At 56.4% G+C, this 18,828-nt stretch carries 16 protein-coding genes; 9 read left to right on the top strand and 7 right to left on the bottom strand.

What is annotated here, in order from left to right; genetic code table 11:
- Positions 1 to 25: 25 nt before the first annotated feature.
- From yhdP to csrD, 7 genes are all read right to left on the bottom strand, one after another.
- A complete protein-coding gene (gene yhdP / locus ACOTZB_RS22160; protein WP_421628522.1) occupies positions 26 to 3,829 on the bottom strand; it encodes an AsmA2 domain-containing protein YhdP in 3,804 nt (1,267 codons plus the stop codon).
- A 42-nt stretch (positions 3,830 to 3,871) separates the two neighbouring features.
- Positions 3,872 to 5,341 (bottom strand): ribonuclease G, encoded by a 1,470-nt coding sequence (gene rng / locus ACOTZB_RS22155; protein WP_010436156.1) that lies wholly within the window; start codon positions 5,339 to 5,341, stop codon positions 3,872 to 3,874.
- Positions 5,331 to 5,924, bottom strand: coding sequence for a Maf family protein (locus ACOTZB_RS22150; protein WP_421628521.1), 594 nt, complete (start codon positions 5,922 to 5,924; stop codon positions 5,331 to 5,333). Before ACOTZB_RS22150 ends, rng begins: the two co-directional genes overlap by 11 nt.
- Before the next feature lie 9 nt (positions 5,925 to 5,933).
- On the bottom strand, positions 5,934 to 6,422 hold the full coding sequence (gene mreD / locus ACOTZB_RS22145; RefSeq protein ID WP_023309399.1) for a rod shape-determining protein MreD: 489 nt from the start codon (positions 6,420 to 6,422) through the stop codon (positions 5,934 to 5,936).
- The gene (mreC, locus tag ACOTZB_RS22140) at positions 6,422 to 7,438 is read right to left on the bottom strand and encodes a rod shape-determining protein MreC (protein ID WP_023309400.1); all 1,017 of its coding nucleotides are present in this window, start codon (positions 7,436 to 7,438) and stop codon (positions 6,422 to 6,424) included. Before mreC ends, mreD begins: the two co-directional genes overlap by 1 nt.
- Positions 7,439 to 7,500: 62 nt before the next feature.
- Entirely contained in the window at positions 7,501 to 8,544 is a 1,044-nt protein-coding gene (gene mreB / locus ACOTZB_RS22135) for a rod shape-determining protein MreB (protein ID WP_000913396.1), read from the bottom strand.
- A 282-nt stretch (positions 8,545 to 8,826) separates the two neighbouring features.
- Positions 8,827 to 10,767 carry an RNase E specificity factor CsrD gene (gene csrD / locus ACOTZB_RS22130; RefSeq protein ID WP_214576876.1) on the bottom strand — a complete coding sequence of 647 codons (1,941 nt, stop codon included), beginning with the start codon at positions 10,765 to 10,767 and terminating at the stop codon, positions 8,827 to 8,829.
- 183 nt (positions 10,768 to 10,950) lie between these two features.
- On the opposite strand from csrD, the gene ACOTZB_RS22125 reads away from it, so the two are divergent.
- From ACOTZB_RS22125 to prmA, 9 genes are all read left to right on the top strand, one after another.
- Positions 10,951 to 11,925 (top strand): MDR family oxidoreductase, encoded by a 975-nt coding sequence (locus ACOTZB_RS22125; RefSeq protein WP_421628520.1) that lies wholly within the window; start codon positions 10,951 to 10,953, stop codon positions 11,923 to 11,925.
- A 77-nt stretch (positions 11,926 to 12,002) separates the two neighbouring features.
- Entirely contained in the window at positions 12,003 to 13,004 is a 1,002-nt protein-coding gene (msrP, locus tag ACOTZB_RS22120; protein ID WP_032659657.1) for a protein-methionine-sulfoxide reductase catalytic subunit MsrP, read from the top strand.
- The gene (msrQ, locus tag ACOTZB_RS22115; protein ID WP_032659655.1) at positions 13,005 to 13,604 is read left to right on the top strand and encodes a protein-methionine-sulfoxide reductase heme-binding subunit MsrQ; all 600 of its coding nucleotides are present in this window, start codon (positions 13,005 to 13,007) and stop codon (positions 13,602 to 13,604) included. It begins immediately after the preceding gene.
- 234 nt (positions 13,605 to 13,838) lie between these two features.
- Positions 13,839 to 14,291 (top strand): type II 3-dehydroquinate dehydratase, encoded by a 453-nt coding sequence (aroQ, locus tag ACOTZB_RS22110; protein WP_047650962.1) that lies wholly within the window; start codon positions 13,839 to 13,841, stop codon positions 14,289 to 14,291.
- Positions 14,292 to 14,312: 21 nt separating this feature from the next.
- Entirely contained in the window at positions 14,313 to 14,774 is a 462-nt protein-coding gene (gene accB, locus ACOTZB_RS22105; RefSeq protein WP_421628519.1) for an acetyl-CoA carboxylase biotin carboxyl carrier protein, read from the top strand.
- A gap of 10 nt (positions 14,775 to 14,784) precedes the next feature.
- A complete protein-coding gene (gene accC / locus ACOTZB_RS22100) occupies positions 14,785 to 16,134 on the top strand; it encodes an acetyl-CoA carboxylase biotin carboxylase subunit (protein ID WP_023333644.1) in 1,350 nt (449 codons plus the stop codon).
- 108 nt (positions 16,135 to 16,242) lie between these two features.
- A complete protein-coding gene (locus ACOTZB_RS22095) occupies positions 16,243 to 16,485 on the top strand; it encodes a YhdT family protein (protein WP_006178860.1) in 243 nt (80 codons plus the stop codon).
- Positions 16,475 to 17,926: a sodium/pantothenate symporter gene (gene panF / locus ACOTZB_RS22090; RefSeq protein ID WP_047650963.1), complete on the top strand. Its 1,452-nt coding sequence runs from the start codon at positions 16,475 to 16,477 to the stop codon at positions 17,924 to 17,926. Before ACOTZB_RS22095 ends, panF begins: the two co-directional genes overlap by 11 nt.
- Before the next feature lie 11 nt (positions 17,927 to 17,937).
- Positions 17,938 to 18,819: a 50S ribosomal protein L11 methyltransferase gene (gene prmA / locus ACOTZB_RS22085; protein ID WP_421628518.1), complete on the top strand. Its 882-nt coding sequence runs from the start codon at positions 17,938 to 17,940 to the stop codon at positions 18,817 to 18,819.
- Positions 18,820 to 18,828: the final 9 nt, after the last annotated feature.

Here is an 18,828-nt window from a genome sequence, read left to right as displayed (position 1 = left end):
GAGGCAATTACCTGCCCACGTCAAATCATTGCTGTGCATCTTTGCGCGGCTGGCGCAGCACCTCGTTAATCTGCGGTTTATCTACCGGACCGGTAATGCGGTAGCGCAGAATGGAGACCTTGCTCCACAGCGGACCCAGCACTTTGCTGGCGGCAAACACCGCCGCACCGACAATCGGGTTCACCACAAAGGCCGCCGCCACGCCCACGCTCGCGGAAATTTCCGGCGCCACCACGGCTTCCATATCCAGCTCGCGACGCACGAGGTTAACGGAGCCTTTCATGGCGATATCCGCTTCCAGGCCATCCACCAGCGTGTCGTCCGTATGCAGAACGCCGTCCTTGATCCACGCCGTGCTGCGGATGGAATCGTAGTAGAAACCTTCGCTGAAGGTATCGCTGAAATCGAAGCGCAGCTTGCGCAGCAGCGCATCAAAACTCAGCAGGCGCAGGATCTGCCCGGCGCGCCCCGTGCTCACGTCGGCGATCTCACCTTTACCGAAGTGGGTTTTCAGAATGCCGTTCAGCGAGGCTTCATCCGGCTTCCACGGGGCGTCACGCCAGTGAAGATCGTAATCGACGTCAAACGACGAGCCGCGCAGCGGCGTGCTGATACCAAAGAAATTGGCTGCCGCATCCAGCTTGTTGCCTTTAATGTCGCCCTTCAGGGACGTTCGCTGCTCACCCGGGTTATTCACCCATTCCCCTGCGGCCGTCATGCGGCCAAAACCGGTATCAACCAGGCCGCCGGAGAGCGTAAGCGTGTTGGCCTGAATAGTGAAATCACCGTCGATACGGCCATATTTCTGCCCCCACAGCCAGCACTCCGCACAGCGCAGTTGGAGATCGGGCCAGCCGCTAAAATCGACGCGGGAGACATTACTCAACGGCGACGCCGCTGCCGTTTTGTCTTTCCCGCTCGCGGCGCTTGCCGGGTTGTAATAGAGGTAGCGGATCGCCGCCTGCCACGGCGAGTGATTGCGCATGGTCAGCGTGCCGTTGATCTCCCTTCCCTGGGCCTCCACCTTCGTACCGTTAGCGCCAGGCTGTGAAACAAGACTCAGGTTGTTCCACTGCTGTCCGCCCAGCATCAGCGACGGCGTGCGTACGGTAATGGTTTGTGGGAACTGGGCAGCTTCATCAACGTTCTGCCCGACGCCTTTCTGGAACAGCGCCAGCCACTCAGCACCGTCCATCGGCGGGAGATTCAGCTCAATGCCAGCCTGCTCCGGCAGCGGCGGCGTGGAGCGGCTATCCGTTGTCCAGATGGCTTTGTCGAGGGTGAGCTTGCGGTTAAGCAGCCAGCGGCTGTTGAAGTGGTTTGTCCCGCCCGCGCTTCCGGTCAGCGCGAAGCTGTTCAGGTTGCCATCGACGTTCAGCTTTACCGGCAGCGGCTGTCCGGCCTGTTTATCCAGCGGCGCAGGCAGCTGGCTCTGAAGATTTTTCAGATCGCCCGTGATGTCGACCTTGTACCGGGCGCCCGCGTGATAAGGCAGGTCAATTGCCACTTTACCCTGCCAGGCAACCGCGCCCTGCACTGACGCCTCAATGGGCTTCGGCAGGACGTCCATGCGCGCGGGCTGCCAGTTACCGTCCAGATTGACGGCCACCTGATAAGCCTTTTCAGCCTCGGTGGTCGTGAAGTCGATATTAACGGGCTGATTAAACCAGTTGGCCGTAAGCGGCTCGCTCTTCAGGTTACCGTTCTCAAAGCTGAACTGCCCGCTGAGATTTTTCAGGGTGCTCTCAAGGGGTTTGATGAACAGGCTGTTGTTCTTCAGGCGGACGTCGCCTTTAGCGGTGGTCATCTCTCCGTCCAGCGGGATATCAAGATGTAAGCGAGCATTCACATCGCCATCAAGCTGCAGCTGCTGAAGCGTCGCCGCCAGCGACTCTTTCAGCGGCGTCTCCTCAAAGTACGGCCCTACCGCTTTGCCCGGGCCGTTGATGTCGGCATCAATCAGCAGCTTCTCTTTGGAGTAATCCGGGATGTTGGCCGTCAGGTTGCTGGCCGTCACGCCGCCCAGCGCCACGCTGTCGGACTTCATCCAGAGTCCGTCATTGAGGAAGTTGAGTTCGATATCCAGGTTTTTCAGCGCAGGCCAGCCGGGCTGGAACGCAAAGGTCGCGTCATGCAGCGGGACCAGAACCTGGAACTGACCTTCATTGTGTTTGTACGGGAACAGATGGGGATTACCGCCGTAGACCAGCGTGGCATTATCCGCCTGACCGCCCTGAATCGCGCCGCTGAGATAGTCTACCAGGGCTTTTCCCATCAGGTTTTCCGGGAAGTAGCGCCAGGCCTGGGAGCCATCATCGGTACTGATCCCGGCCAGAATCCCCAGCCATGGCTCGTCACCTACAGGCTGCAGATAGCGGAAATCGCCGCGCGCGTGCACCGCTTTCGCTTTCACGTCGATATGGCGGCCATCGAGCTGGAAACCCTTATCGTTACGGAGCCAGTTAAGCACCGCGCTGCCCTGCTCGATTTCCAGCGGCGCGCGGAAGACCGTCTCGTAAGGCATTTTGGCGTCGTGCATATCAACCGTCAGCCTGCCGTTTTCCACGCTGCCTTCCAGCTTGCCGCTAAAGTGCTCCGCCCCCGGCAGCAGCTTCCACTGCTTCCAGGCAAGATCTTTCCACGTTGCCTGGAAGCGGGTTTTTTCCGTCGCCTGAAGCGGGATATCCAGCGCCAGAGCGTCTATTTTCCCGCTCGGCTGCGTAGCCAGCCAGATCTCGCCCAGGTCAGGAGAGAGCTTAGCCGCCATCGATCGCAGCCCTTCAATGGCAGCCAAATCGAGGTTGCTGGCGCGGATGCGCAGTTCGTCGCTGCGTTTACTGGCCGCGCCGCCGACGTCCTGCTCCGGCATCCAGGCCAGCGTCAGCGCACCGCGCGGCCACGGCTTGCCGTCCATGGTGATGCGCGTATCCGGAATGGCAAACTGCCAGCCCTCTTTCTCCTGCGTCACGTGCGCGGTGAGGTTATCGACGGAAAGCTGATGCTGCTGTTTTTCGCCTTTCCAGCTGGCGCCCCCCTGCTTGAGCCAGATATCGCCGCTGGCAAATTCGCCTTTGGTCAGGGTCAGCCAGCCTTCAAGGCTGAAACGGGCAGTCTCCAGCTGCATATTTTGCTGGATCCAGTCGCCCAGCCATGGCTTCACGTCAACATCGTCGGCCTGCAGCCAGACTTTGCCGTTGTTTAACAGGCCGTCATCGTCCCGCAGATCCATGCGCACCTGCATCACGCCGTGCTGGCCGTTCAGGCTTGAGAGATTGACCTGCCCCTCGGCGCGGTGACGTTCTTTACCGTTGAGCCAGGTCAGCTGAGGGATCGCCAGTTCGGCGCGCTGGCCGGAAAGGGTAATGAAGCTCACTTCGCTGTCGCGCAGATCGAAGTGATCGAACTGGCGGAGGAAAAGATCGCTGAAGCGGTTGGCTTCAAGACCCTGACCGCTATCGCCGCCAGACAGCGGCGTATTGGTCAGGAACTGGAGTTGATAAAAGGTGAGATCGCGAAACTGCCAGCGCAGATGCAGCAGGCTTTGCCAGACGTCCAGGGCCAGGGTCACGCGTTTGATTTTCAGGTGGCCGCCATCTTTGAGGCTGGCGTTGATATCCCGGACATCGAGCGTCGGGCCAAAATTCTGCCAGTTAGCGCTTAGCTGGCTTACGTTCACCGGCACGCCAGTAGTGGATTCGATTTTAGCCAGCAGCTGCGGACGCCAGCTGTCCAGATGCGGTAATACGAGGCGTAGCCCGCTCACGAGCAACGCGACAATCACGACCAGCGTTGCCCCTGTAAGCAATAAAATCCCCGGCAATCGCCTCACGCATCTCTCCTTGTCAGCTTTCGTCACGCAGCGTACTGCGTCTTACATCATCACGACGTCAAACTGCTCCTGGTTATAGAGCGGTTCAATTTGTACTTTTACCTGTTTGCCGACAAAGATTTCCACTTCCGCCAGCGCGTGTGACTCTTCGCCTTTCAGCGCTTCAGCCACCGCAGGGGAAGCATAGACCAGAAAACGATCGGAGTCGTAGGCATGATGAACACGGACGATTTCACGCATAATTTCGTAGCAGACGGTCTCAACCGTCTTTACCGTTCCGCGTCCATGGCAGGTTGGGCATTCATTACACAGCACATGCTCAACGCTCTCGCGGGTACGCTTACGCGTCATTTCCACCAGCCCCAGCTGTGAGAAGCCGTTAATGCTGGTTTTCACGCGGTCTTTGCTCAGCGCCTGCTCAAGCGAGTGCAGCACGCGGCGACGGTGGTCTTCATTACTCATATCGATGAAGTCGATGATGATAATGCCGCCCAGATTGCGCAGACGAAGCTGGCGCGCAATCGCCTGCGTGGCTTCGATGTTGGTGTTGAAGATGGTGTCATCCAGGTTGCGATGGCCGACAAACGCGCCAGTGTTGATATCGACGGTGGTCATCGCTTCGGTCTGATCGATGATCAGATAGCCGCCTGACTTCAGTTCGACCTTACGCTCCAGCGCGCGCTGGATCTCGTTTTCGACATCATAAAGATCGAAGATCGGCTGACGTCCTGAATAATGCTCCAGCAGGCCGGGCATCTCCGGGATGTACTCAGCGGTAAATTCCAGCAGCGCTTCATAGGTCAGGCGCGAGTCCACGCGAATGCGGTCGAGCTGCGCATCAGCAAAGTCGCGCAGAACGCGCTGAGCAAGCGCCAGTTCACCGTAAAGCTGGTAGCGGGTCTGGTTGCGTTTTTTACGCTCCATCACCTTGGTCCAGACGCGCTTCAGATAAGCCGCATCCGACGCCAGGTCTTCTTCGCTGATCCCTTCCGCAGCGGTACGGATGATAAACCCGCCCTGTTCATCGCAGTAGGCGCTGACCACTTTCTTCAGACGCTCGCGCTCGGTTTCGCTCTCGATACGCTGCGAAACGCCCACGTGCGACGCGCCGGGCATAAAGACCAGATAGCGGGAAGGTAGGGTGATATCGGTGGTCAGACGGGCGCCTTTGGTGCCGAGGGGGTCTTTCACCACCTGCACCATCAGATCCTGCCCCTGACGCACCAGTTCAGAAATATCGCGCACGGCAAACTGCTTTTGCTCTTCGCCCGCGACGCACTCGGTGTGCGGCATGATATCGGAGGCATGTAAAAACGCCGCCTTATCCAGTCCAATATCTACAAAAGCCGCCTGCATACCCGGTAGTACACGACTGACACGACCTTTGTAGATATTGCCTACTATTCCGCGCCGCGCTTCACGCTCAATATGAATTTCCTGAAGAATGCCACCATCAATATAGGCCACACGGGTTTCCGATGGCGTTACGTTTACCAACAATTCAGCCGTCATAATTATCCCTTCCCTCACGCAGTGAGTTAAAATTGCTCAGCAACTCATACGTTTCCACCAGCGGTAAGCCGACTACGGCGTGATAGCTGCCATTAATCTTCCTGACAAAACAGCCACCCAGCCCCTGAATACCGTATGCACCTGCTTTATCCATTGGTTCACCGCTGGCAATATAAGCGGCGATGTCGTCGTCGGTAAGTACTCTGAACGTCACTTCGGTCACCACCAGGCAATCCAGCACGTGCTGCTGGTCAGCCAGCGCGACGGCCGTCATCACCTGATGCGTTTGTCCGGACATTTTGTGCAGCATGCGCGCCGCATGATCGGCGTCGCGCGGTTTCTCAAGCACTTCACCGTTCAGAATAACGATGGTATCTGCTCCCAGCACGGGAAGATCGCGCGGCACACTGGCCACGCCCGCCTGCGCTTTCTCGCGCGCCAGGCGAAACACGTACTGTTGAGCGCTTTCGCCCTCAGCACGTTTTTCTTCAATGCCGGTAACGATGCGTTCAAAAGAGACCCCTAGCTGCGTCAGGAGTTCCTGACGGCGCGGGGAGCCGGAAGCGAGATACAAAGACGTCATAGAAACCTTTTATTGCACAGCAAACTGCTGGCGAACCTTACGCATCAGCAGGAATAACCATGGCCAGAGCACACCGTTTACTACACTACTCCAGAACACTTCCGGTCGGAAAGAGACGTTGATCACTAAAAACTCTGCCCAGAAAACAACGATATCCGCAGCGAGCGACAATAGCATCACCACCAGGGCCTGTTGCCAGAGCGCAAGGTTACGAAAGAGCTGGAATTTGAGTGCGACAAGGTACGCAATAATGCTCATGGACAAGGCGCGCACGCCAAGCGTAGAGCCGCTAATGAGATCCAGTATGGCACCCATCACGAAACCTGTGCCGACATTTACGCGATGCGGCAGGGCAAGGATCCAGTAGAGTAAAATGAGCAATACCCAGTTTGGCCGGAAAACGAGAATGTCATCCGGCCAGGGCATCACTTGCAGTAACAGTGCAATGAGAAACGAGAGCCAGATGACCCAGCGTCCCTGGCTACGATAGCTTGCCACTACTGCCCTCCCGAAGAGAGTTTAGGCGGTGGCGGCGCATCCGGCAGCGGCTGCGTTAACCCGGTTGCCGGCGCCGGTACTGGCGCAGGCGGCCCCATGGAATCCGCAGGCGGGAGAACCTGCGGCATCATCTGCATCAGGCGCTCATTTGCTACGCGATGCACCTCTTCAGGCGTCATCGGATTAGCACCATTACGATCGGCGCCCCACAGCAGCAGCAGATAGCGCAGACGCTGCAAACCGGCGGTTGGACGCGCCTGAATCACGGTATAGGCACGCTGGGTATCCAGCTTGACCGAAGAGACCACCGCAACCGGATAGCCTTCAGGGAAGCGTCCACCCAGGCCGGACGTCACCAGCACGTCGCCCACGCGAATATCCGTGTTTGCCGGCAGATGTTCCAACTGCAGATCGTCCGTACAGCCGTTACCGGCCGCAATCACGCGAATGTCGTTGCGCAGAACCTGGATAGGCAGCGCATGCGTGGCATCGCAAATCAGCAGCACGCGGCTAGTCAGTTTGGCTACGGCAACAACCTGGCCCACAACGCCTTTATCGCTGATAACAGGCTGACCTTCATACACCCCGTTCACGCTCCCTTTGTCGATCACAACCTGATCGCTGTAGGGGTCGTTTACGGTAGAGATCACCTGCGTGACCATTTTCTGCTCATCCTGACGCAGCGGCGAGCCGAGCAGTTCACGCAGACGCGCGTTTTCCTGCTTGTATTGCCCCAGCATCAGCAGTTCGCTGTTTTTCAGCAGCAGTTCCTGACGTAATGCCCGGTTTTCGAGTTCGAGTTGGTCGCGCGAAGACAGCGTTTGAGAAACGGAGTCGAGCAGTTCACGGGGACCATTTGAAACAAAGTAGAAAGGACTGACGGCGGTATCCATGTACGTTCTGATCTGGCTGAACGTACCGAGGCGGCTATCGGCAATAATGACCCCAAGCGCAACCAGAACCGCCAGAATAAGGCGAAACTGTAGCGATGGGCCACGGCTAAAAATTGGCTTCATAGGCTATGCGTATTCTCGCGTCAGAGAGAAAGGGTAGCAAATTGCTACCCTCTCAAACTCGACTACTCTTCGCTGAACAAATCGCCGCCGTGCATGTCGATCATTTCCAGCGCCTTGCCACCACCACGGGCGACGCAAGTCAGTGGATCTTCTGCAACTACGACAGGAATACCTGTCTCTTCCATTAACAGGCGGTCGAGGTTACGCAGCAGCGCACCACCACCGGTCAGAACCATACCGCGCTCGGAGATATCGGACGCCAGCTCTGGTGGGCACTGTTCCAGCGCAACCATTACCGCGCTCACGATGCCCGTCAGTGGTTCCTGCAGAGCTTCCAGAATTTCGTTGGAGTTCAAGGTGAAACCGCGCGGAACACCTTCAGCCAGGTTACGGCCACGAACTTCGATCTCACGCACTTCATCGCCCGGATACGCGGAGCCGATTTCGTGTTTGATACGCTCTGCGGTGGCTTCACCAATCAGAGAGCCGTAGTTACGGCGCACATAATTAATGATGGCTTCATCGAAGCGGTCACCACCGATACGTACGGAAGAGGAGTACACCACGCCGTTCAGAGAGATAACGGCCACTTCAGTGGTACCACCACCGATATCCACCACCATAGAACCGGTCGCTTCGGAAACAGGCAGACCCGCACCGATGGCCGCAGCCATTGGCTCTTCAATCAGGAACACTTCACGTGCACCTGCACCCTGGGCAGATTCACGGATTGCGCGACGCTCTACCTGGGTTGCGCCAACCGGCACACACACCAGAACACGCGGGCTTGGACGCATGAAGCTGTTGCTGTGAACCTGCTTGATGAAGTGCTGAAGCATTTTTTCAGTCACGAAGAAGTCGGCGATAACGCCGTCTTTCATTGGGCGAATGGCGGCGATGTTGCCAGGGGTACGACCCAGCATCTGCTTCGCGTCATGACCCACTGCAGCCACGCTTTTCGGCGAGCCTGCACGATCCTGACGAATGGCCACAACGGAAGGCTCATTCAATACGATGCCTTGTCCTTTTACATAAATAAGGGTATTCGCGGTACCCAGGTCAATGGACAGGTCATTGGAAAACATGCCACGAAATTTTTTCAACATACTAAGGGATAATCCTGAAAGCTGGGGCGGAAAACAAAATCCGCTTACTTTACCAACCACACGCAGCAGCGACAAGGCGCAAAAATCATCTGCAACGGTGAAAATTTGTGCAGTACGTTTCCTGATGTTACAAAATCATCCCCTGACTCCCTCAGGGCTGAGTAAACAGTAGCGTTCCCCACTGACGTTTGTAACCCGTTACAGGTCGTTCACTGGCTTTTTGCTCGACATACTCAAAGCTACAGGCGCGATATTCTACGTGAAAACAGCGTAAACGGCAGGTCAAACAGAGTATCTTTGCAAATATTTTTTCACGTTGGTGTCAAGCGGTTGAGAGGCAGCAAAAAAATCCCCCTGACCGCCCATCACGCCGCGCGCTGTTAACATCTGCCATTCGCTTCTGGAGCGCACGCCCGTGGCAAATACTTGTGTTCGCGTACCCTTACACGCTTCTACCAGACTCTGTACCAGCAGCTGGTTTTCCGTACGCTTCTCAATATTCCTTACCAGCCCCGGATGTAGCTTTAATAACTCAACATCCAGCTCCTTGATCCAGTTGGTGCTGACCAGCGTTAAACCTGCCTGCGTCACAGCGATACGTGCACCGAGCGCATTGATCAAACGCACCACCGGACGTAACCGGCTGATGTGTTGACCTACATCGGCCTCAGCAAGTTCAAAAATAATGTGTTTGCGTTGCGATTTTTCGCATTGCATTAACGTATCACGTAGCCAGCGCTGAAAACGTGGGCGTATTAACGACTCCACGGTGACCTGTAACGCCAGGTTTTCTTCAGGCCAGAAGGATAAAAACGGAATCAGCCGGGTAATTTGCTGGCGGTCATACTCTTCGGACAGGCCAAATTGCAGCACCATCGGCAGATATTCCGCCGAGATAACCTCTTCCGAACCGTCAAAAATACGACACATCAGTTCACGGTGATGAACGTTGCCGTTTTTCATGACCGCGGGTTTTTGATAAATACGCGGTCCGCCGCGGCTGAGCATTTGCTCAATCAGCGTGCGCCAGCGCACGTTGCCGCGCCCTTTTTCCGGCAGCGAGTCATCGTAAACCGCCCATCCGTTGGCCCCCTGCAACACGGCGTTGCGGGTAGCGGCTTCCGCATGTTCCATCACCTGCTCTGTGGATTGTCCGCCACGCCAGGCGCAGATCCCCATGTGGACCATATCGTCCCTGTCGAGCATTTTGCTCTGCGGAAGCGCATCTACCGCCTTCAGCAGTTGGCTGGCGATGCTTTCGGATTCCTTCAGCGTGCGATGCGGCAACAGCACGGCAAAGTCGCTGCGGTGATAGCGGGCCAGCAGCGCGCCCGGGTAGCGCATAATAAAGGTGGAGAGCAGGTTGATCAGCGTAAAGAGGTTTTCTTCCGCGGCCCGCTGTCCCCAGGTGTCGCGCAGGAGATCGAAATCGGGCAGGCGAATCATCATCACCACCCCGTGTGTCCCCACTTTTTCCGGATCCTCAAGCAGCGTGGCGAGCTGATTATCAAAGAAAAGACGGTTGTTAAGGCCGGTTTTATTATCCTGCGCGGCATAAGAGCGGATCAGCGTATCCATACGGCTGCGCTGGTCGCTGGCAAACTGGATTTCGGAGAGCAGGGTATCGAGCGCGCTGCTGGCGCGTGAAGGCCACTCGTGGACGGAGCCACGCACCTGCGGGCCGCGTTCACCGTTCAGGATCCGCACGGAGCGCATCTCCAGCAGCTCCTGACCGGAAAGCTGGCGGCGCAGCCAGCGGACCGCGAGAAAGATCAGCAGGACGATAAACGCCACCGCGACGGTGAGCGGCGCGGTGGTCATCATGGATCGGAAATAGCTGGCCATCGGATCGAGGTAGACCATGCGTATGGTCATCCCCGGATTTTTAAGGGAATGCACCGTCACTTCCCGATACTGGCTTACCACGCCCGCGGGGCGATAGCTTCCCGGTCGTTCATGGCTTAAAACACGGTGCTTTCCCTGCTGAATGTCGATCTGAACGATATCAACAGGTACCATCAATTCATCAAGCTCACTGGTGAGCGTTGGTAGCGGCGTCGTTAGCAGACGCGTATCAATCACCGATGCCACAGACTGTACCCGGTTGACCAGCTTGTCCTGAATGGCGTTGTAAAAGCTCAGAGAGCAGCCCAGAAGGGTGACAAAAATGGTAAGCCCCGTCAGCAAGGTGATAAAAGCTGAGAACTTCGTCGTTAATCGCATCCTTGAGATTACTCCGTGGGTTGATGGGGGTAGCGAGTAAGCGCTAACTTGCATTTCAAATGCGGCATACTACCAAATCGGGTGTATCTGGCAATTTATTGCGTTAAATCGGCACTGCTATTCCCTGAGCGAGTATAGTCTTCAGAAATTATTTTCCAATCATATGAGTCGTGAGGACCCCGTATGCAGGCTTTGATCTTAGAACAGCAGGACGGCAAAACGCTTGCCTCAGTGCAGCCGGTAGAAGAGAGCCGCCTGCCGGAAGGCGACGTAACCGTCGACATCGACTGGTCCAGTTTAAATTATAAAGATGCGCTGGCTATTACCGGTAAGGGTAAAATCATCCGAAATTTCCCTATGGTGCCGGGGATCGATTTCGCGGGCCGGGTTCATGCCAGCGAGGATCCGCGCTTCCATCCGGGCCAGCATGTACTGCTCACCGGCTGGGGCGTGGGTGAAAATCACTGGGGCGGGCTGGCCACGCAGGCGCGCGTGAAGGGCGACTGGCTGGTGCCTGTGCCGAAAGGCATGGATGGCCGCAAGGCGATGATCGTCGGCACGGCAGGCTTTACCGCCATGCTTTGCGTGATGGCGCTGGAAGATGCGGGTATCCGCCCTGAGTCAGGGGAAATTGTCGTCACCGGCGCCAGCGGTGGCGTGGGCAGCACGGCCGTCACGCTGCTCCACAAGCTGGGCTATCAGGTCGCTGCGGTTTCCGGCCGGGAAAGCACCCATGACTATCTGCGCCAGCTTGGCGCCAGCCGCATTCTCAGCCGCGACGAATTTGCCGAAACCCGTCCGCTGGAAAAACAGGTTTGGGCAGGGGCGGTGGATACCGTTGGAGACAAGGTGCTGGCAAAAGTCCTGGCGCAGATGAACTACGGCGGCTGCGTGGCAGCCTGCGGTCTGGCGGGCGGATTTGCCCTGCCAACCACCGTGATGCCATTTATTCTGCGTAACGTACGCCTGCAGGGCGTGGATTCCGTGATGACCCCGCCGGCCCGTCGTCATCAAGCCTGGGAACGGCTGGTGCGCGATCTGCCGGAATCTTTCTATACCCAGAGCGCAACGGAGATAACCCTCAGCCAGGCGCCGGAATACGCCAGTAAGATCATGGACAACCAGTTCCACGGCCGCGCGCTGGTGAAAATCGCCTAATCTTCAAATTTTCGTGACATATTCGCGCGAATCCCTTTCCTCCGTCATGCTTAGAAAAACGCATGACGGAGGATGCCATGAAAAACCGAAAACTGACGGAAGCCGACGTAACGTCTGAGTCTGTCTTTATGTTACAGCGCCGCCAGATCCTGAAAATGCTTGGCATCAGCGCCACAGCCCTGACGCTCTCTCCGGCGGCACACGCCGACCTGCTCGACTGGTTTAAAGGCAACGATCGGCCAAAGGCCCCATCCGGCGCCCCGCTCACCTTTACGAAACCGGCCGAATGGCAAAACAAGCTGACGCTCACGCCGGAAGATAAAGTTACCGGCTACAACAACTTCTACGAATTTGGTCTCGATAAGGCCGATCCTGCTGCCAACGCGGGGAGCCTCAAAACCGATCCCTGGACGCTGAAAATTGATGGCGAAGTGGCAAAACCGCTGACGCTGGACCATCACGATCTCACCACCCGTTTCCCGCTCGAAGAGCGTATCTATCGCATGCGCTGCGTGGAAGCCTGGTCGATGGTGGTGCCCTGGGTCGGCTTCCCGCTGCATAAACTGCTGGCGATGGTTGAACCCACCAGCAACGCAAAATATGTCGCTTTCCAGACGCGCTATGCGCCGGACGAGATGCCCGGACAAAAAGATCGGTTTATCGGCGGCGGGCTTGAGTATCCGTATGTGGAAGGGCTACGTCTCGACGAAGCGATGCACCCCCTCACCCTGCTGACCGTCGGCGTTTATGGCAAAGCGCTTCCGCCGCAGAACGGCGCGCCCATCCGTTTAACCGTACCGTGGAAATATGGCTTCAAAGGGATTAAATCTATCGTCAGCATTAAGCTTACCCGCGAACGTCCGCCAACCACGTGGAATCTGGCGGCCCCGGATGAATACGGCTTCTTCGCCAACGTGAACCCGCACGTGGATCATCCGCGCTGGTCGCAGGCAACCGAGCGGTTTATCGGTTCCGGCGGTGCGCTGGACGTGAAGCGGCAGCCGACGCTGCTGTTTAACGGCTATGCAGATGAAGTGGCCTCGCTTTACCGTGGTCTCAACTTACGGGAGAACTTCTGAGTGCGTTTAACGGCAAAACAGATTACCTGGCTGAAAGTGCTGCTGCACCTGGCCGGGCTGCTTCCTTTTATATGGCTGTTCTGGGCCGCCAGCCAGGGGCTTTTTAGCGCAGATCCGGCAAAGGATATCCAGCATTTTACCGGTCGGATGGCTCTGAAATTTTTGCTGGCCACCTTGCTCGTCTCGCCGCTGGCGCGCTACGCTAAACAGCCATTATTGATACGCACCCGTCGGCTGTTAGGGCTATGGTGTTTTGCCTGGGCGACGCTGCACCTCACCAGCTACGCCCTGCTGGAGCTGGGAATTAACAATCTGGCACTGCTTGGCCGCGAACTGGTGACACGTCCTTATCTGACGCTGGGTATCGTGAGCTGGGTGGTTTTACTGGCGTTAGCGCTGACATCCACGCAATATGCGCAGCGAAAACTGGGCAGGCGCTGGCAGCTTCTGCACAACTTCGTCTATCTTGTCGCGATCCTCGCTCCCATTCATTACCTGTGGTCGGTGAAGATCCTCTCGCCACAGCCGATCCTGTATGCACTGGCGGCCGTGGCGCTTTTAGCATGGCGTTACAAGAAGTTCCGCCAGTGGTTGCGATAGTTCGCGAAACTGTGCGTTTTCCCGCAGATTACCGGTCAACCGCAAATCTTTTTCGGATAGCGGTTGATAATCTTCCCTGATAAGACCAGTATTTAGCTGCTAAATGCTACGAAATCGTTATAATGTGCGACCTTGGTTCGCCTGACAGCGGTTTTAAGCCTCTGAAAAGGTGACATTTGCGTTTCGAAGGTATATTTTGTTTTTTACCCGAAAATCGCAGGAGATAGCGGCATTATGACTGATAAGTTCCATATCTTAGTTTTGAACGGACCGAACCTGAACATGCTCGGCACCCGTGAGCCAGAGAAGTACGGCACGCTAACATTGAGTGAAATTGTTAACCGTCTGGGAACGGAAGCAGCGTCACTGAATGTGGATTTGGATCATTTTCAGTCGAATGCGGAGTACGCACTCATCGACCGTATTCATCAGGCTAAAGACAATGTGGACTATATCCTGATCAATCCGGCCGCGTTTACGCACACCAGTGTTGCTATCCGCGACGCACTGCTCGCGGTGGGTATCCCGTTTATCGAGATCCACCTGAGTAATGTGCACGCCCGAGAGCCGTTCCGTCACCATTCGTATCTGTCGGATATCGCTGCTGGCGTTATCTGTGGACTGGGCGCAGACGGCTATTCATACGCTTTACAGACAGCGGTAAAACGCTTGTCACAATCACACTAAACAAGAGTACGGAACCCACTCATGGATATTCGTAAGATTAAAAAACTGATCGAGCTGGTTGAAGAATCAGGCATCTCCGAACTGGAAATTTCTGAAGGCGAAGAGTCTGTACGCATCAGCCGTGCAGCCCCAACCGCTAGCTTCCCGGTAATGCAGCAGGCTTATGCTGCGCCAGTGCAGCAGCCTGCGCTCTCCGCAGCCGTTGCGCCAGCAGCTGAAGCCGCACCTGCCGCTGCAGCAGAAATCAGTGGTCACATCGTACGTTCCCCAATGGTTGGTACTTTCTACCGCACCCCGAGCCCGGACGCGAAGGCGTTCATCGAAGTGGGTCAGAAAGTCAACGTAGGCGATACCCTGTGCATCGTTGAAGCGATGAAAATGATGAACCAGATCGAAGCAGACAAATCAGGTACTGTGAAAGCGATTCTGGTCGAAAGTGGTCAGCCGGTTGAATTTGACGAGCCGCTGGTCGTCATCGAGTAACGAGGCGTACATGCTGGATAAAATTGTTATCGCCAACCGCGGCGAGATCGCACTGCGTATTCTTCGTGCCTGTAAAGAACTGGGCATCAAGACCGTCGCTGTGCACTCAAGCGCGGATCGCGATTTAAAACACGTATTGCTGGCGGATGAGACGGTCTGTATTGGCCCGGCTCCGTCCGTAAAAAGCTATCTGAACATCCCGGCTATCATCAGCGCCGCTGAAATCACCGGCGCGGTGGCAATTCATCCGGGTTACGGCTTCCTCTCTGAGAACGCCAACTTTGCTGAGCAGGTTGAACGCTCTGGCTTCATCTTCATCGGCCCGAAAGCCGACACTATCCGCCTGATGGGCGACAAAGTGTCTGCAATCACCGCGATGAAAAAAGCCGGTGTTCCAACCGTACCTGGCTCTGACGGCCCTCTGACCGACGACATGGATGCTAACCGTGCTCATGCTAAACGCATTGGCTATCCGGTTATCATCAAGGCGTCCGGCGGCGGCGGCGGTCGCGGTATGCGCGTTGTGCGTAGCGATGCTGAACTGGCGCAGTCCATCTCCATGACCAAAGCAGAAGCGAAAGCCGCTTTCAGCAATGACATGGTGTACATGGAAAAATACCTGGAAAACCCACGCCACATCGAAATTCAGGTGCTGGCTGACGGTCAGGGTAACGCGATCTATCTGGCAGAACGTGACTGCTCCATGCAGCGTCGTCACCAGAAAGTGGTCGAAGAAGCACCAGCACCGGGCATTACCCCGGAACTGCGTCGCTACATCGGCGAGCGTTGTTCCAAAGCGTGTGTCGATATCGGCTATCGCGGTGCAGGTACCTTTGAGTTCCTGTTCGAGAACGGCGAGTTCTATTTCATCGAAATGAACACCCGTATTCAGGTTGAACACCCGGTTACCGAAATGATCACCGGCGTTGACCTGATCAAAGAACAGCTGCGTATCGCTGCAGGCCAGCCGCTGTCCATCAAGCAGGAAGAAGTTGTGGTGAAAGGCCATGCGGTAGAGTGCCGTATTAACGCCGAAGACCCGAACACCTTCCTGCCAAGCCCGGGTAAAATCACGCGTTTCCACGCGCCGGGTGGCTTTGGCGTGCGCTGGGAGTCTCATATCTACGCCGGTTACACCGTACCGCCGTACTATGACTCAATGATCGGCAAGCTTATCTGCTACGGCGAAAACCGTGACGTGGCGATTGCCCGCATGAAAAACGCCCTGCAGGAACTGATCATCGACGGTATCAAAACCAACGTCGATCTGCAGATGCGTATCATGAGCGACGAGCACTTCCAGAATGGTGGAACTAATATCCACTATCTGGAGAAAAAACTCGGTCTGAACGAGAAGTAAGAGACCTGTGTTGCTAAAAGGCCGGATAATCCGGCCTTTTTTATTTCTGGGGATCGCCAGGCCCCATCATGTACAATCCCCGCTTTCTTCATCCACAAGGGACAAAAAATGGACAAACGTTTTGTTCAGGCCCATAAAGAAGCGCGCTGGGCGCTGTGGCTGACCCTTCTCTATCTCGCTGCATGGTTAGTAACTGCTTACTTACCTGACTCCGCTATTGGCATCACCGGCCTGCCGCACTGGTTCGAAATGGCGTGTCTGCTGGTACCGCTGGTCTTCATCCTGCTGTGCTGGGCAATGGTGAAATTCATCTATCGCGATATTCCGCTGGAGGACGATGATGCAGCTTGAAGTCATTCTGCCGCTTATCGCTTACCTGTTAGTGGTGTTTGGTTTATCCGTTTACGCCATGCGTAAAAGAACGACGGGCACCTTCCTGAACGAGTATTTTCTGGGTAGCCGCTCGATGGGCGGCGTCGTGCTGGCCATGACGCTGACCGCGACCTACATCAGCGCCAGCTCGTTTATCGGCGGACCCGGTGCAGCCTATAAATACGGGTTAGGCTGGGTGCTGCTGGCGATGATCCAGCTTCCTGCCGTCTGGCTCTCGCTGGGCATACTGGGTAAAAAATTTGCCATTCTGGCGCGCCGTTATAATGCCGTGACGCTCAACGATATGCTGTTTGCCCGCTATCAGAGCCGTTTACTGGTGTGGCTGGCCAGCTTAAGCCTGCTGGTGGCCTTTATTGGCGCAATGACGGTGCAGTTTATCGGCGGGGCACGCCTGCTGGAAACGGCTGCCGGGATCCCCTACGAGACAGGCCTGATTATCTTCGGCGTCAGCATTGCGCTCTACACCGCGTTTGGCGGATTCCGCGCCAGCGTGCTGAACGATACGATGCAGGGTTTGGTAATGCTTGTTGGCACTCTTGTCCTGCTGGTCGGCATCGTCCACGCCGCGGGTGGCCTGAGCCACGCCGTCGAAACGCTGGAAACCATCGACCCGAAACTGGTCTCTCCGCAGGGCGCGGATGACATCCTTTCGCCAACCTTTATGACCTCGTTCTGGGTGTTGGTGTGCTTTGGGGTGATTGGCCTGCCGCATACCGCCGTGCGCTGTATCTCTTACAAAGACAGCAAAGCCGTGCACAGAGGTATCATTATCGGCACTATCGTTGTCGCAATCCTGATGTTTGGTATGCACCTGGCGGGCGCGTTAGGTCGGGCAGTTATTCCTGACCTTACCGTACCCGATCTGGTTATCCCAACCCTGATGGTTAAAGTGCTGCCGCCATTTGCCGCCGGGATCTTCCTCGCCGCACCGATGGCCGCCATTATGTCGACAATCAACGCTCAGCTGCTGCAAAGTTCCGCTACGATCATTAAAGATCTCTATCTGAACCTGCGTCCTGAGCAGGTAGAGAATGAACGACGCCTGAAGCGCATGTCGGCCGTTATTACTCTGGCGTTAGGGGCATTGCTGCTGTTAGCCGCGTGGCGCCCGCCGGAGATGATCATCTGGCTGAACCTGCTGGCATTTGGTGGGCTTGAAGCGGTATTCCTGTGGCCGCTGGTGTTAGGGCTCTACTGGGAGCGCGCGAATGCCGCCGGTGCGCTGAGCGCGATGATTGTCGGCGGCGTGCTTTACGCCGTCCTCGCAACGTTTAAGATTCAGTACCTGGGCTTCCATCCAATTGTGCCTTCGTTACTGCTAAGTTTACTGGCGTTTGTGGTGGGGAACCGTTTCGGTCAGCCCGTCCCACAACCCGCTATGATTTCTACTGATAAATAAAGAGTTTTGCCATGCCGTGGATCCAACTAAAACTGAACACAACCGGCACGAACGCCGAAGAGCTGAGCGATGCGCTGATGGAGGCCGGGTCGGTCTCTATCACCTTCCAGGACACGCATGACACGCCGGTCTTTGAGCCGCTGCCGGGCGAAACCCGCCTGTGGGGTGATACCGACGTTATTGGCCTGTTTGATGCCGAAACCGATATGAAAGAGGTTGTCGCGATTCTGGAGAATCATCCTCTGCTGGGCGCGGGTTTCGTGCATAAAATCGAACAGCTGGAAGACAAAGACTGGGAACGCGAGTGGATGGATAACTTCCACCCGATGCAGTTCGGCAAACGTCTGTGGATCTGCCCGAGCTGGCGCGACGTCCCTGATGAAAGCGCAGTCAACGTAATGCTCGACCCGGGCCTGGCGTTTGGTACCGGCACTCACCCAACCACATCTCTGTGCCTGCAGTGGCTGGATGGTCTGGATCTGGACGGTAAGACAGTGATCGACTTCGGCTGTGGATCCGGGATCCTCGCGATTGCAGCCCTGAAGCTGGGCGCGGCAAAAGCCATCGGGATCGATATCGATCCGCAGGCGATTCAGGCCAGCCGCGATAATGCCGAGCGTAACGGTGTCTCCGATCGTCTGGAGCTGTATCTGCCGGATGCACAGCCAGACGCCATGAAAGCCGATGTGGTGGTCGCTAACATTCTGGCGGGCCCGCTGCGCGAACTGGCTCCGTTAATCAGCGTGCTGCCCGTTGAGGGCGGTCTGCTGGGTCTTTCCGGTATCCTGGCGAGCCAGGCCGACAGCGTGTGTGAAGCCTACGCCGATCTCTTTGCCCTCGACCCGGTAGTAGAAAAAGAAGAGTGGTGCCGCATCACCGGCCGTAAAAAATAAGAATCTGGC

It is taken from the genome of Enterobacter cloacae complex sp. SHL020, from assembly GCF_049236945.1.
GTDB lineage: Bacteria > Pseudomonadota > Gammaproteobacteria > Enterobacterales > Enterobacteriaceae > Enterobacter > Enterobacter dykesii.
This window is presented reverse-complemented; position numbering and strand designations above follow the sequence as displayed.

Coding starts and splice junctions, on each gene's coding strand:
- rng (WP_010436156.1), bottom strand. CDS start 5,341: ATGACGGCTGAATTGTTGGTAAACGTAACGCCATCGGAAACCCGTGTG.
- ACOTZB_RS22150 (WP_421628521.1), bottom strand. CDS start 5,924: ATGACGTCTTTGTATCTCGCTTCCGGCTCCCCGCGCCGTCAGGAACTC.
- mreC (WP_023309400.1), bottom strand. CDS start 7,438: ATGAAGCCAATTTTTAGCCGTGGCCCATCGCTACAGTTTCGCCTTATT.
- mreB (WP_000913396.1), bottom strand. CDS start 8,544: ATGTTGAAAAAATTTCGTGGCATGTTTTCCAATGACCTGTCCATTGAC.
- csrD (WP_214576876.1), bottom strand. CDS start 10,767: ATGCGATTAACGACGAAGTTCTCAGCTTTTATCACCTTGCTGACGGGG.
- ACOTZB_RS22125 (WP_421628520.1), top strand. CDS start 10,951: ATGCAGGCTTTGATCTTAGAACAGCAGGACGGCAAAACGCTTGCCTCA.
- msrP (WP_032659657.1), top strand. CDS start 12,003: ATGAAAAACCGAAAACTGACGGAAGCCGACGTAACGTCTGAGTCTGTC.
- aroQ (WP_047650962.1), top strand. CDS start 13,839: ATGACTGATAAGTTCCATATCTTAGTTTTGAACGGACCGAACCTGAAC.
- accB (WP_421628519.1), top strand. CDS start 14,313: ATGGATATTCGTAAGATTAAAAAACTGATCGAGCTGGTTGAAGAATCA.
- accC (WP_023333644.1), top strand. CDS start 14,785: ATGCTGGATAAAATTGTTATCGCCAACCGCGGCGAGATCGCACTGCGT.
- ACOTZB_RS22095 (WP_006178860.1), top strand. CDS start 16,243: ATGGACAAACGTTTTGTTCAGGCCCATAAAGAAGCGCGCTGGGCGCTG.
- panF (WP_047650963.1), top strand. CDS start 16,475: ATGCAGCTTGAAGTCATTCTGCCGCTTATCGCTTACCTGTTAGTGGTG.
- prmA (WP_421628518.1), top strand. CDS start 17,938: ATGCCGTGGATCCAACTAAAACTGAACACAACCGGCACGAACGCCGAA.